The following is a 12,659-nucleotide window of genomic DNA, read 5'->3' as shown; positions in this document are numbered from 1 at the left end:
CTCACCGGCCGTCCAGTAAGTGCACGCTTAGTACGAGTTGACCCCATGGGGGTCCGCCCTGGTCATGACCACCCCTGCCTGTCTGTCACCATGGAGGCATGGGTCAGCCGGAAAGCCGGGAATACCGCGAATCAGAACAGTCGGAGCTTCCACCGGGACAGCGACTGCAGCGCGGATGGCCGGTCACCCACTACGGACCCGTTCCCAAGTTCAAGCCGGAGCGCTGGGAGTTCCGGGTCTTCGGGGCCACCGCCGACGGCGACAAGCACTGCTGGAACCACCAGGACTTCTCGGCGCTGCCGTTCTCCTCGGTCGTCGCCGACCTGCACTGCGTGACGAAGTTCAGCATGATCGGCGCCGAGTGGGGCGGAGTCCTCGCCCGTACGGTGCTGGATCTGGCACCCCCCGCCCCCGACGCCACCCATGTGATGGTCTGGGCCGAGTACGGCTTCTCCTCGAACCTGCGCCTGGACGACTTCGCCTCCGAGCGCACCCTCTTCGCCACCCACAAGGACGGCGACCTCCTCACCGCCGAGCACGGCTTCCCGCTCCGCCTCGTCGTCCCGCACCTGTACGCCTGGAAGGGCCCTAAATGGGTCCGCGGCATCGAATACATGACGGCCGACCGGCGCGGGTTCTGGGAGGAGCGGGGCTACCACAACATCGGCGACCCCTGGAGCGAGCAGCGCTACTCCTACCAGGAGGAGCCCGGGGACGGCCCCGAGCTCTAGAGTCCCCGGAGCTGCTTGAGCCGGGCCACGTCCGCAGCGTGCCCCTCCCTGCCGCCCGGTGTCTCGATGACCAGGGGTACGCCCTCGGTCGCCGGGTGCGCGAACAGCTCCCGGAAGGGCTCCGCACCGATGTGACCGGCGCCGATGTTCTCGTGCCGGTCCTTGTGGGCGCCCACCACGTCCTTGGAGTCGTTGGCGTGGATCAGCTTCAGCCGCCCCTCACCGACCGTCTCCACCAGCAGGTCGAGTGTCTGCCGCATCCCCGAGGGGCCGGCCAGATCGTGTCCCGCCGCGTAGATGTGGCAGGTGTCCAGACAGATGCCCAGCTTGGGGTGGGCGTCCAACGCCTCGAAATACGGCCCGAAGTCCCACGTACGGGAGCAGAGCGAGGAGCCCTGGCCCGCGGTGGACTCCAGCAGCAGATACGGATCGTCGTCGTGGGTCAGCTCGTCCAGGAGCGGACGCAGGTGCTCCCGCACCTGGGCCAGCGCCTCGGAGCGGGGCCGTCCGCCGGTCGCCGAGCCGGTGTGCACCACCACACCCAGCGCGCCGATCTCCCGGGCCCGCCGCAGCGAGTGGCGCAGCGACTCCACGGACCTCTCGACCGTCGCCTCGGTGTGCGAGCCGAAATTGATCAGATACGGGGCATGGACGTACGCCGGTATCGACGCGGCCGCGCACTCCGAGCGGAACAGCTCGTCCTGGGCCGGGTTCCCGGCGGGCGTCGCCCAGCCGCGCGGGTTGGCGACGAAGACCTGCACGGTCTCGGCCGCCAGCTCCCGGGCGTAGGAGAGGCCGACCTTGGCCAGACCGCCGGCCACCGGGACATGTCCGCCTACGGGGTTACGCATAGATCGCTTCCGGCCTTCCCATGTGGTCCTAGAGCCCCTTGGTCCTGATAGTGATGGTGGAGCCCTCGGGGGCCTGTTCGCCGCCGTCCACGGACTGGCTCGCGATCGTGTCGCTGAAGGAGAGGAAGGGCCGGTCGACCTTCACCTCGAACCCCGCCTCCTCCAGGGTGTCCCGGGCCTCGTCGACGTCCCGGCCGGTGACGTCGGGGACGTCCAGCATCCGGGGGCCCTTGGAGACGGTCAACTCGATGGTGTCGCCCTCGGCCGCCTCGGTGCCCGCGCCGGGGGACTGCTTCGCGATGTCGCCGTCGGCCTCGGCGGAGTGGACCTTGCCGGGCAGCACCTCCACCTTCAGCCCCTCCTCCGCCAGCTCCTCGGTGGCGTCCTCGACCGAGAGGCCGGTGACGTCCGGGACCTCGACGGGGCTGCCCTTGCTGACGATCAGGGCCACCGCCGTGTCGGGGGCGCGGTCGGTGCCCGCGCGGGGATCCGTACGGATCACGTCACCGCGCGCCACGTCCTCGCTGAACTCCTTGGTCACCATGCCGGGGGCCAGGCCCACCTTCTTCAGGGAGCGCCGGGCGTCCGCGAGGGAGGAGCCCGCCACATCGGGGACCCGGACGATCTCCGGGCCGCGCGAGACGACGAGCTTCACCGAGCCGTTGCCCCGGATCCGGTCGCCGGAGGCGGGATCGCTGCCGACCACCGAGCCCCGCTCCACCGTGTCGCTGAAGACCCGCTCCACACCCTTCAGCCCGAGCCCCTCCTCCGAGAGCCGCTGCTCCGCCACCTTCTGGGTCTGGCCGAGCAGCGAAGGGACCTGGGTGAACTGGCCCGAGTTGATGTACCAGACGCCCGCACCGACGCCGAGCGTCAGCAGGACGGCGGTGACGATCGTGATCAGCTTGCGGTGCGGTCCGCCGAACGGGCCGCGCCGGGCGGCCCGGCGCCGGGGCGGGGCGACCGGCGGCGGCATCTCCAGGCGGCTGGTGCGGTGCACGCCGCCCCCGTCGCCGTTCACCGGAAAGGCACGGGGGAGCACGCTCGTACGGTCCTGCGCGCCGTCATGGGTGTCCGACAGGGCCTGCGGGGGTACGGCGTCCAGCTCGGCCTCGGTCAGCGCGGCGCGGGCCTCCCGGGCCTCGGCAAGGAGCAGCACCGCGTCGTGCGGGCGCACCTCGGGGTTGCGGGCGGTCGCGCTCGCCACCAGGGAGTCCAGCGCCACCGGGAGCCCCGGCACGACGGCGGACGGGGCCGGGACATCGGTGTTGAGGTGCTGGTAGATGACCTGGGCGGCGTTCTCCCCGGTGTGCGGCTTGGCGCCGGTCAGCATCTCGTAGAGCACGACCCCGCAGGCGTACACATCGCTGCGGGTGTCGGCGGTGCCGTGCTCGATCTGCTCGGGCGCCAGATACGACACCGTGCCCAGCAGCGAACCGGTGGTGTCGGTGGCGGTGCCGACCGCCCTGACCAAACCGAAGTCGGCGACCTTGACCCAGCCGTCGTCCCCTATCAGGACGTTCTCCGGCTTCATGTCGCGGTGGACGAACCCCGCCCGGTGCGCGGCGCCGAGCGCGGCGAGGACCGGCTCCAGGATGTCCAGCGCGGCCCGGGGCTGGAGGGCGCCGCGCTCGCGCAGGACGTCGCGCAGGGTGCAGCCCGCCACGTACTCCATCGCGAGATAGACGTACGCGCCCTGGGCGCCCTGGTCGAAGACCGCGACGACATTGGGGTGGGCGAGCCGGGCCACCGACTTGGCCTCGCGGATGAACCGCTCCACGAAGGCGGCGTCGGTGGCGAGCGCCGGGTGCATCACCTTGAGGGCGAGCACCCGGTCCAGGCGGGTGTCCACGGCCCGGTAGACCGTGGCCATCCCGCCGACGGCGATGCGCGCCTCAATGCGATACCGGCCGTCGAGAAGCTGCCCGACGAGAGGGTCCTGGAGGGTCGTGTCCACCCCGAGAGTCTACGAGCCGCCACCGACACCCCGGACGGGCCGGGGCATTCCCGGGGCCGTTCTGCAGCCGATCCGTGACAGGGACACGTCCCAGGTGGGGGCACGTCTCCGTAGGGCCGGCACCCCCGGGGCCCCGCCCCGCACCCCCCTCTCCGCCGACGCCGGAGGAGCTGGACGGTCAGAACGCCGGCCGCTCCGGATCCAGCGCCGCCCGCCCGGCCACCGGCGAGGACGCCTCGGCGAAGTGACGGCGCGGGATGCGGCCCGCCCGGTACGCCAGCCGCCCGCCCTCCACCGCGTGCCGCATCGCGCCCGCCATCAGCTCCGGCTCCTGGGCCCGGGTCACCGCCGAGGCGAGCATCACCGCCGCGCACCCCAGCTCCATCGCCAGCGCCGCGTCCGACGCGGTCCCGGCCCCCGCGTCCAGGATCACCGGCACCCCGGCCCGCTCCACGATCAGCTCGAAGTTGTGCGGGTTGCGGATGCCGAGGCCGGAGCCGATGGGGGAGCCGAGCGGCATGATCGCCGCACACCCCACGTCCTCCAGCTTCCGGGCCAGGACCGGGTCGTCGTTGGTGTACGGCAGCACGGTGAACCCGTCGTCGACCAGGATCTCCGCCGCGTCCAGCAGTTCGATCGGGTCGGGCAGCAGCGTCCGCTCGTCGGCCACCACCTCCAGCTTGACCCAGTCGGTGCCCAGCGCCTCCCGCGCCAGCCGCGCGGTCAGCACCGCCTCACCAGCCGTGAAGCAGCCCGCCGTGTTCGGCAGCACCTGGATGGAGAGCCGCTCCAGCACGGAGAGGACGGAGCCCCGCACGGTCGGGTCGAGCCGGCGCATCGCGACCGTGGTCAGCTCGGTGCCCGAGGCGACCAGGGCCCGCTCCAGCACCTCCAGGCTCGGTGCCCCGCCGGTACCCATGATCAGCCGGGAGCCGAAGGCGGCGGGTCCCAGGGTGAAGACGTCGTCGGACACGGTCAGCCTCCCTGGACGGCGGTCAGGACCTCGACGCGGTCGCCCTCGCCGAGCGTCGTCTCCGCCCACCGGCCGCGTGGCACCACGCACTCGTTGACGGCGGCGGCGACCCCGGAGGGCGCTGTGGTCAGGGCGGCGACGAGCCGGTCCAGCGCGGTGCCGGCGTCGAGGCTGCGCGGCTCCCCGTTGACCGAGACGGATACCTGAGGGGTCATACGGACTGCTCCTGGAGTACGGGGGCGGAGCCGGCGGACGTGAACCGGCCCGGGGTGAAGGGACGGGCCACCTCGGGCAGCTCGCCGGTGGTCAGCGCCTCGGCCATCGCGTCGCCGGTGACGGGCGTCAGCAGGACGCCGTTGCGGTGGTGGCCGGTGGCGAGGAGGAGACCAGGCAGGGCGGTCGGGCCGAGCAGCGGGGCGTTGTCGGGGGACGCGGGGCGCAGTCCGGCCCGGGTCTCGGTGAGCGGCAGCTCGGTGATGCCGGGCACCAGCTCGTGGGCGTCGCGCAGCAGCTCGTAGACGCCGCCGGCGGTGACCGTGGTGTCCCAGCCCATCTCCTCGCTGGTGGCGCCGACGACCAGCTCTCCGTTCTCGCGCGGTACGAGATAGAGGTGGCCGCCCCGGACGACGGCCCGCACGGTCCGGCTGAGGAAGGGGGCGTACGCCGGGGGCACGGTGAGCCGTAGGACCTGGCCCTTGACCGGCCGGACCGGCGGCAGAACCTCCTCGGGCACCCCCGCGAGCCGCCCGCTGAGACTGCCCGCCGCCAGCACGACCTGGTCGGCCGCCGGCTCCGTACCGTCACCGAGCATCGCCCCGGCGGCCCGGCCCCCGCTGACGGTGAGCCGCTCGGCGGCCGCCCTGCGGAACACCACCCCCGCCCGTTCGCACGCGGCCAGCAGCGCCGCCGCGAGCCGGCGCGGATCCACCTGGTGGTCACCGTCCACCCGCAGCCCGCCCCGCACCCCGGGCGCGAGCATCGGCTCCAGACGGCGGCACTCACGGCCGCTCAGCCAGACCGACTCCAGCCCCGAGCGCTCCTGGAGAGCGTGCAGCTCCCGCAGATGGGCCCGGTCGTCGGAGTCCAGCGCGACGGCCAGCGTGCCGCAGGTGCGGAAACCGGTCTCCCGGCCGCTCGCCGCCTCCAGCTCCGCGACGAACTCCGGATAGCGGGCGGCGGAGGCGAGGTTGAGGCCGAGCAGCATCTCCTCGCCGTAGTGCAGTTCGGTGACGGCGGCCAGCATGCCCGCCGCGACCTGGGCGGCGCCGCCGCCCGGATCGGGGTCGGCCACGGTGACGCCCAGCCCGCGCTGGGCCGCCCGCCAGGCGGTGACCAGGCCGATGATCCCGCCCCCGATGACGAGGACGTCGGATCCTGAGCTTCCCCCCGGGATTCCGGAGGCTTTCCCCGAGACGCGCATGGGTGTCCAGCCCCTCCCTTCGCCGGCATGACCCGGATCAGGTTCGTACGGTCGGAGGCCGCCCAGCCTCCCTCTCAGCCCGGTGCGTCCGGGCTCCCGCGAGTGTTCTACCGTGGCCAGCCTAACGCTCGCCGCCGACAAGGGAGCAGCCGCCGTGGCCCGTTCACTCGACGGACTCGTCCTGTCGCCCGTCGCCGACCAGGCCCCGGGCCAGGTCGGTACCCGCACCCGCTTCACCTACCACGAGCGGGGCGGCACGGTCTGGGCCGAGTACGCGGGCGGTGACGTGGTGCGCGGCCATCTCGTCGGCACCCGCCGGGGGGACGCCCTCGACTTCCGCTACGTCCAGCTCAAGGAGGACGGGACGACCTCTTCCGGACACTGCCTCTCCACCGTCTCCGAACTCCCGGACGGCCGGGTGCGGCTGGACGAGCGCTGGGCGTGGGAGTCCCAGGAGGGCGGCGGGACGAGCGTGGTGGAGGAAGTCATCATCTGATCCGTAGTCAGATGAATAGACTGGTACGCGTGAGCGAGCAGACGGAACACCACGCGGCGCGGCAGCGCACACGGAACGCCGTGATCGTCGGAGCGGGCATGGCGGGTGTGCAGACCGCCGTCGCCCTGCGGGAAGCCGGCTTCACCGGCACCGTCACCCTGATCGGCGCCGAACCCCACCAGCCCTACGACCGGCCGCCGCTGTCCAAGGCGGTGCTGCTCGGCAAGGCCGAGGACTCCGCCTTCGACGTCGACTTCGAGGCGCTGGAGATCACGCTCCGCCTCGGCCTGGACGTCACCGCCCTGCGCGCCGCCGACCATGTCCTGGACACGGCGGGCGGCCCCGTCCCCTACGACGTCCTCGTCCTGGCGACCGGTGCCGAGCCCATCGCCCTGCCCGGCACCGAGGGCGTCCCCGGCGTCCATCTGCTGCGCACCCTCGACGACGCCGCCCGGCTGCGGCCCGTCCTGGAGCAGAGCCACGACGTGGTCGTCGTCGGGGCGGGGTGGATCGGCGCCGAGTTCGCCACCGCCGCCCGCGCCGCCGGGTGCGCGGTCACCGTCGTCGAGGCCGCCGCCCGCCCGCTCGCCGGCACCCTGCCCGCCGAGGTCGCCGCCCCGATGGCCGACTGGTACGCGGAGAGTGGCGCCGAACTCCTCACCGAGGCCCGGGTGGAGCGCGTCGAGGGGTCCACCGTGGTCCTCGCGGACGGCCGGACCCTGCCCGCCGGAGCCGTCGTGGTCGGCATCGGCGCCCGCCCCGCCACCGGCTGGCTCGCCGGCTCCGGGATCGAACGCGGCCCGGACGGCTCGGTCACCGCCGACAGCGCCCTGCGCACCTCCCTGCCCGATGTGTACGCGGTCGGTGACTGCGCCTCCTTCCCCTCCGCCCGCTACGGCGAACGCCTGCTGATCCACCACTGGGACAACGCCCTTCAGGGGCCGCGCACCGCCGCCGCCGCGATCCTCGCCGCGGAGAGCGGCGCGCCGCTCCCGGTCCACGACCCCGTCCCGTACTTCTGGTCCGAGCAGTTCGGCCGCTTCGTGCAGTACGCCGGCCACCACGCCCACGCCGACGCCCTGGTCTGGCGCGGCGACGGTGCGGAGGCCACCTGGTCGGTGTGCTGGCTGAAGGCCGGGGCACTGGTCGCCGTCCTCGCGGTGGGCCGCCCGCGCGACCTCGCCCAGGGCCGCAAGCTCATCGAATCCGGGGCCGTCCTCGACCCCGACCGGGTCGCCGACCCCGCCGTACCGCTGAAGTCCACCGCCCTGTGACACCCCGGGCCGACCCCCTGTGACCACCCGGGCCCACCCCCGTACGGTCGGCCCGGCTACCGGCTGTCAGTCCCGGATGGCACGCTTGTCCTTGTGACCGAGATCGACGCAAAGACCGATGCACTCGTCCCCGCCTGGCTCCACCTCCCCGACATCGCGGAAAAGCTCGACGTCGAGGTGACGCGTGTACGGCAGCTGGTCAAGGAAGGCCAGCTCATCGCCGTACGCCGTGGTGAGAACCGGACGCTTCAGGTGCCTGCCGCCTTCATCGACGGCGACAAGGTGGTCAAGGGCCTCTCCGGCACCCTGACCCTCCTGAGGGACGACGGCTATTCCGACGAAGAGATGCTGGAGTGGCTCTTCACCCCCGACCCGACCCTGCCCGGCACCCCCGCCCAGGCGCTGAGCGAGAATCGCGGTACGGAGGTGAAGCGCCGCGCGCAGGCGCTCGCCGTCTGACCGACACGACAGGAAGCGGCGTACGGGCCCCGCGTGCAGCGCGCGGCCCGTGCACCGCCACGACCACGGGGGGACTCCACCATGCCCACGCCTCGCGAGCAGCTGTCCGATGCCCGGCTCTATCTGTGCACGGACGCCCGTAAGCGGCAGGGCGACCTTCCGGCCTTCCTGGACGCCGTGCTCTCCAGCGGTGTCGACGTGGTCCAGCTCCGGGACAAGGGCATGGAGGCCGCCGAGGAGCTGGAGCACCTCGAGGTCCTCGCTGACGCCTGCCGCCGCCACGGCAAGCTCCTCGCCGTCAACGACCGCGCCGATGTCGCGCACGCCATCGGCGCCGACGTCCTGCACCTGGGCCAGGGCGACCTGCCCGTGCCGGCCGCCCGCGCGATCATCGGGAACGACCGGCTGATCGGCCGCTCCACGCACGCCGAGTCCGAGGTCGACGCAGCCGTCGCCCAGGACGGTGTGGACTACTTCTGCACCGGCCCCTGCTGGCCCACCCCCACCAAGCCCGGCCGCCACGCCCCCGGCCTCGGCCTCGTGCGGTACGCCGCCTCCCTGGAGCAGCCCCGCCCCTGGTTCGCGATCGGCGGCATCGACGCGGGGAACCTGGACGAGGTGCTGGAGGCGGGCGCCCGCCGCATCGTCGTCGTCCGGGCGATCACCGCGGCGGACGACCCGGCGGCAGCCACCGCCGAGCTGGCGAAGCGGGTCCGGGCGCACGCCCTCTGAACAGCTCTTTCGCCCTCTCCGATGCGCTGCCGTCCCAAGGGGTGGACGACAAAACGGCAAAACGAGACAATCTCGGCCGCTCTGGTTGGGGAGGCGTCCACCCCCTGGTTAACCTCGCCATATGGCCCTTGGGACACCTTCCACCAGGACGGACCACGCACGCACGGTGCGTGACCTTCTCGCGACCGGCAAGACCTCGTACTCCTTCGAGTTCTGGGCGCCCAAGACCGAGAAGGGCGAGCGCAACCTCTGGAACGCGCTGCGCCGGATCGAGTCGGTGCGCCCGAGCTTCGTCTCGGTGACCTACGGGGCCGGTGGCTCCACCCGGTCCGGGACCGTGCGGGCGACCCAGCAGATCGCCGCCGACTCCACGCTCACCCCGGTCGCCCATCTCACCGCCGTCAGCCACTCGGTCGCCGAGCTGCGCAACATGATCGGCCAGTACGCCGACGCCGGGATCAGGAACATCCTCGCGGTCCGCGGCGACCCGCCCGGCGACCCGATGGGGGAGTGGGTGGAGCACCCGCAGGGCGTGAAGTACGCGGCCGACCTCGTCCGCCTCATCAAGGAGTCCGGCGACTTCTGCGTCGGCGTCGCCGCGTTCCCCGAGATGCACCCGCGCTCCACCGACTGGGAGAGCGATATCGGCCACTTCGTCGACAAGTGCCGGGCCGGGGCCGACTACGCGATCACCCAGATGTTCTTCCGCCCCGAGGACTACCTCCGGATGCGTGACCGGGTGGTCGCGGCCGGTTGCGATACGCCGGTGATCCCCGAGGTCATGCCGCTCACCAGTGTGAAGCAACTGGAAAGATTCTCCCGGCTCAGCAACGCGACCGTCCCTGAGCCGCTGAAAGAGCGGATCCTCGCGGTCAAGGACGATCCGGCCGCTGTACGCTCCATCGGTATCGAGTTCGCAACGGAGTTCTGCGCGAAACTGCTGTCCGAGGGTGTGCCCGGGCTGCACTTCATCACGCTCAACAACTCGACGGCAACGCTCGAAATCTACGAGAATCTCGGACTGCACAAGCAGTCGTGACCGGCCGTACCCGCCCCCGAGCGGCTGCGGCCGCAGGAGGGGGCGGGCGTGGGCTGGACGGTCCTCTACATCGCATTCGGCTTGGTGGCGCTGTGGCTGCTGGGTGAGGTGCTGCTGCAGTACAAGGCACGGCTGCGCTGGCGGCTCCTCGCCTTCGGCGGCTTCCTCGGCGTGGTCATGGGCGTCCTGCTCGCCTCCGTCCCGGTCATCGTCGTCGGCGCCCTCGCCTTCGCCACCGGCCAGACCTACGTGACGCTCTCCTTCCGGCGCGGCTTCTCCACCGGCTGGGCCATAGGCGGCAGTCCGGGCGAGAGCCGCCGTCGCAAGCGCGGCGAGGGCGCGGCGGCCAAGGAGCCCACGCTGGAGGTCTCCGGCCTGGAGGTCTCGGACCCCGCGGCGGAAGCGGACTTCGACTCCTTCGGTCACGGCTCCGGTACTCCGGCCGCCGCGTCCAACACCCCCACCTCGGTGTACGAGCCGCAGCCGCTGCCCGACGACACCGGCCAGTACGGCGTGTACAGCGACCCCGGCTACGCGGCGAACGGCGCCGGGGGCCAGGACCAGCACGGGTACGAGCCGGACCACGCGGCCCAGCCGCAGTTCGCCGCGTACGACCCGTACACCGGTTACGACCCGCAGCAGGGCCAGGACACCTACACGGGACCGTACGACTACGGGACCGGCCAGCAGAGTTACGCCGCCTACTCCGACCCGTACATCGGCACCACCAACGGGTCGTCCCCCTACGCCGGTTACGACGCCTACGGCAACGGCGGCACCGGCTACGACAGCCAGGGCGGCCAGCAAAGTTACGCCGACCCCCACGCGCAGGGCTACGGCGCGGACCCGTACACCACGGACACCCCGCCCGGGGGCGTCTGGGTCCCGCAGCAGCGCGACGCCGAGCAGCACCCCCCGATGCCTCCCGAGCAGCCCGCCCCGTACGGCCAGGGCAATGGCAACGGCTACGACACCGGCCAGAACGAGCAGTACCGCTACTGAGACGGACTCCGCGGCTCGTCAGGCCTTACGGCGAGCCGCGGACGTCGTCGCCGAGGACCCCGGAAGCGCGCACTGACGGCTGCGGGAGCTGTCGCCGAGGCCCCGTAAGCCCTCACCGCCAGCTGCGGAAGTCGTCGCCGAGAGGCTCCGGAAGTCCTCACCGCCGGCTGCGGGAGCCATCGTCGAGGACCCCGGAAGCCCTCACCGCGAGCCCCGGAATCCGTCGCCCTCCACCACGAGTCCGGCCACCAGCGTCCCCGACATCCCGGCGTGCGCCAGCCCGCCGCCCGGGTGCGCCCAGCCGCCCGCCAGATACAGCCCCGGCAGCCGGGTGAGGTTGCCGGGGTGCAGATACGCGCCCCCCGCACCCGCCAGCGCGGGCGGCGGCACCGCACCGCCCTCGGCCCCCGTCTCCGCCTCGGTCTCCGCAGGCGTACGGATCTCGGTGTGCAGGATCCGCTCCCGCAGCCCGGGCACGGCCGCCTCCGCCCGCTCCACCAGCACGTCCGCGAACCGCTGCCGCACCGCCGGGTCCGTCCACTCCACCGGGCCCCGCGGGGCCACCACCGCGCTCAGCGTCACCGCCTCGTGCGCCTCGTCCGGCCGGGTCGCCGGGTCGTCGGGGCGCAGCACCGTCACCGTCGGGTGCGCCGCGACCCGGCCGCCGAACACCGCCTCCCGCTCCGCCGCCGCGTCGGCGCTGTGCACCACGCTCCGGTGCGCCGCGCCCGCCTCCCGGCCCCCGCGCAGCGACAGCAGCACCACGAACCGCCCCGGCACCGTGCCCGCCCGGACCGTCACATCGTCCGCGCCCCACACCTGCTGACCCGGCACCAGCTCCTCGTGCGGCCGGACCCCCAGCACCACCCGGTCCGCCTCGGCCACCTCACCGCCCGTCAGCTCCACGCCCGCCGCCCGGCCGTCCTTCTCCACGACCCGGACCACCTCGGCCCGGAAGACGAACTCCACCCGCCGGGCCACGCACCGCTCGTACACCGCCCGGGCCAGCTCGCGCATCCCGCCCACCACGTACCAGCTGCCGAAGGTCTGCTCCATGTACGGCAGCAGCGCGGCGCTCGCGGGGGCGGCCCGCGGGTCGAGGCCGTACGAGAGCGCGTACGCGTCCAGCAGGGCGGCGAGCCGGGGGTCCGCCAGCTCCCAGGCGCCGGTCTCCGCCACGGTGGCCGCCTGCCGGGTGCGCAGCAGCCGCCGTTGTCTCAGGGCGGGATACGGGTCGCGGCCCAGCACCTGGTGGTCCGCCCGCAGCGGCTCCTCCAGCAGCGGCCGCCGCGACCGGTCCCAGGCGTCGCGGGCCCGCTCCAGGAACCCGGTCCACCGCTCCCCGGCGCCGGATCCGAGCGCCGCGTCCAGGGCGGAGGCCACTCCGGCCCGGGAGGCGTTGGGCAGGGAGACCGCCGTGCCGTCGGCGAAGAGATGGCGGCTCGCCGGGTCGACCTGGGTCAGCGTGACGCACTGCTCCAGGGACTCCTTGCCGGTCTTGACGAAGAGGTCCCGCTGGACGGCGGGCAGATGCAGCAGCCCGGGCCCGGTGTCGAAGACGAAGCCCTCGTGCTCATGGCGGCCGAGCGAGCCGCCGTAGCTCGCGGACCGCTCGTACACCGTCACCTTGTTGCCCGCGACGGCGAGCCGGGCGGCCGCCGCCATGGCGCCCGTCCCGGCGCCGATCACCGCAATTCGTGCCATGCCGGTGACTTTATCGACCAC

General features: G+C 73.0%; 13 protein-coding genes and 1 riboswitch. Of the genes, 7 read left to right on the top strand and 6 right to left on the bottom strand.

Features of this window, described 5'->3' with window-relative positions:
• Positions 1 to 98 precede the first annotated feature (98 nt).
• The gene (locus D6270_RS07670) at positions 99 to 731 is read left to right on the top strand and encodes a sulfite oxidase-like oxidoreductase (RefSeq protein WP_109166112.1); all 633 of its coding nucleotides are present in this window, start codon (positions 99 to 101) and stop codon (positions 729 to 731) included.
• Here the strand turns inward: D6270_RS07670 and D6270_RS07665 are convergent.
• From D6270_RS07665 to thiO, 5 genes are all read right to left on the bottom strand, one after another.
• A complete protein-coding gene (locus D6270_RS07665) occupies positions 728 to 1,582 on the bottom strand; it encodes a deoxyribonuclease IV (protein ID WP_109166113.1) in 855 nt (284 codons plus the stop codon). The genes D6270_RS07670 and D6270_RS07665 overlap by 4 nt on opposite strands.
• Positions 1,583 to 1,610: 28 nt before the next feature.
• On the bottom strand, positions 1,611 to 3,539 hold the full coding sequence (gene pknB / locus D6270_RS07660) for a Stk1 family PASTA domain-containing Ser/Thr kinase (protein WP_109166114.1): 1,929 nt from the start codon (positions 3,537 to 3,539) through the stop codon (positions 1,611 to 1,613).
• A 178-nt stretch (positions 3,540 to 3,717) separates the two neighbouring features.
• A complete protein-coding gene (locus tag D6270_RS07655) occupies positions 3,718 to 4,512 on the bottom strand; it encodes a thiazole synthase (RefSeq protein WP_109166115.1) in 795 nt (264 codons plus the stop codon).
• 2 nt (positions 4,513 to 4,514) lie between these two features.
• Positions 4,515 to 4,727 (bottom strand): sulfur carrier protein ThiS, encoded by a 213-nt coding sequence (gene thiS / locus D6270_RS07650; protein WP_109166116.1) that lies wholly within the window; start codon positions 4,725 to 4,727, stop codon positions 4,515 to 4,517.
• Entirely contained in the window at positions 4,724 to 5,932 is a 1,209-nt protein-coding gene (gene thiO / locus D6270_RS07645) for a glycine oxidase ThiO (RefSeq protein WP_109166117.1), read from the bottom strand. The genes thiS and thiO overlap by 4 nt, the downstream gene beginning before the upstream one ends.
• Positions 5,930 to 6,042: riboswitch (TPP riboswitch) on the bottom strand. (Overlaps the previous gene by 3 nt.)
• Positions 6,043 to 6,086: 44 nt before the next feature.
• Between thiO and D6270_RS07640 the strand changes: the two genes are divergently transcribed.
• The 6 genes from D6270_RS07640 (at position 6,087) to D6270_RS07615 (ending at position 10,934) form a co-directional block, all read left to right on the top strand.
• Entirely contained in the window at positions 6,087 to 6,428 is a 342-nt protein-coding gene (locus D6270_RS07640) for an avidin-fold protein (RefSeq protein ID WP_109166118.1), read from the top strand.
• A 29-nt stretch (positions 6,429 to 6,457) separates the two neighbouring features.
• Complete coding sequence (locus D6270_RS07635) at positions 6,458 to 7,702, top strand: NAD(P)/FAD-dependent oxidoreductase (protein WP_109166119.1); 1,245 nt, start codon at positions 6,458 to 6,460, stop codon at positions 7,700 to 7,702.
• Positions 7,703 to 7,795: 93 nt separating this feature from the next.
• Positions 7,796 to 8,161, top strand: coding sequence for an Rv2175c family DNA-binding protein (locus D6270_RS07630; RefSeq protein ID WP_030564177.1), 366 nt, complete (start codon positions 7,796 to 7,798; stop codon positions 8,159 to 8,161).
• Positions 8,162 to 8,242: 81 nt separating this feature from the next.
• Positions 8,243 to 8,893: a thiamine phosphate synthase gene (thiE, locus tag D6270_RS07625; protein WP_109166120.1), complete on the top strand. Its 651-nt coding sequence runs from the start codon at positions 8,243 to 8,245 to the stop codon at positions 8,891 to 8,893.
• Positions 8,894 to 9,014: 121 nt separating this feature from the next.
• The gene (metF, locus tag D6270_RS07620; RefSeq protein WP_109166121.1) at positions 9,015 to 9,932 is read left to right on the top strand and encodes a methylenetetrahydrofolate reductase [NAD(P)H]; all 918 of its coding nucleotides are present in this window, start codon (positions 9,015 to 9,017) and stop codon (positions 9,930 to 9,932) included.
• A gap of 48 nt (positions 9,933 to 9,980) precedes the next feature.
• Entirely contained in the window at positions 9,981 to 10,934 is a 954-nt protein-coding gene (locus tag D6270_RS07615) for an SCO2102 family sporulation regulator (RefSeq protein WP_109166122.1), read from the top strand.
• A gap of 201 nt (positions 10,935 to 11,135) precedes the next feature.
• On the opposite strand, the gene D6270_RS07610 is transcribed toward D6270_RS07615, so the two are convergent.
• Complete coding sequence (locus D6270_RS07610; RefSeq protein ID WP_204117145.1) at positions 11,136 to 12,638, bottom strand: phytoene desaturase family protein; 1,503 nt, start codon at positions 12,636 to 12,638, stop codon at positions 11,136 to 11,138.
• Between the last annotated feature and the right edge of the window lie 21 nt (positions 12,639 to 12,659).

The organism is Streptomyces griseus subsp. griseus, assembly GCF_003610995.1.
Taxonomy (GTDB): Bacteria; Actinomycetota; Actinomycetes; order Streptomycetales; family Streptomycetaceae; genus Streptomyces.
This window is presented reverse-complemented; position numbering and strand designations above follow the sequence as displayed.

Coding starts and splice junctions, on each gene's coding strand:
- thiE (WP_109166120.1), top strand. CDS start 8,243: ATGCCCACGCCTCGCGAGCAGCTGTCCGATGCCCGGCTCTATCTGTGC.
- thiS (WP_109166116.1), bottom strand. CDS start 4,727: ATGACCCCTCAGGTATCCGTCTCGGTCAACGGGGAGCCGCGCAGCCTC.
- D6270_RS07665 (WP_109166113.1), bottom strand. CDS start 1,582: ATGCGTAACCCCGTAGGCGGACATGTCCCGGTGGCCGGCGGTCTGGCC.
- D6270_RS07610 (WP_204117145.1), bottom strand. CDS start 12,638: ATGGCACGAATTGCGGTGATCGGCGCCGGGACGGGCGCCATGGCGGCG.
- thiO (WP_109166117.1), bottom strand. CDS start 5,932: ATGCGCGTCTCGGGGAAAGCCTCCGGAATCCCGGGGGGAAGCTCAGGA.
- metF (WP_109166121.1), top strand. CDS start 9,015: ATGGCCCTTGGGACACCTTCCACCAGGACGGACCACGCACGCACGGTG.
- D6270_RS07670 (WP_109166112.1), top strand. CDS start 99: ATGGGTCAGCCGGAAAGCCGGGAATACCGCGAATCAGAACAGTCGGAG.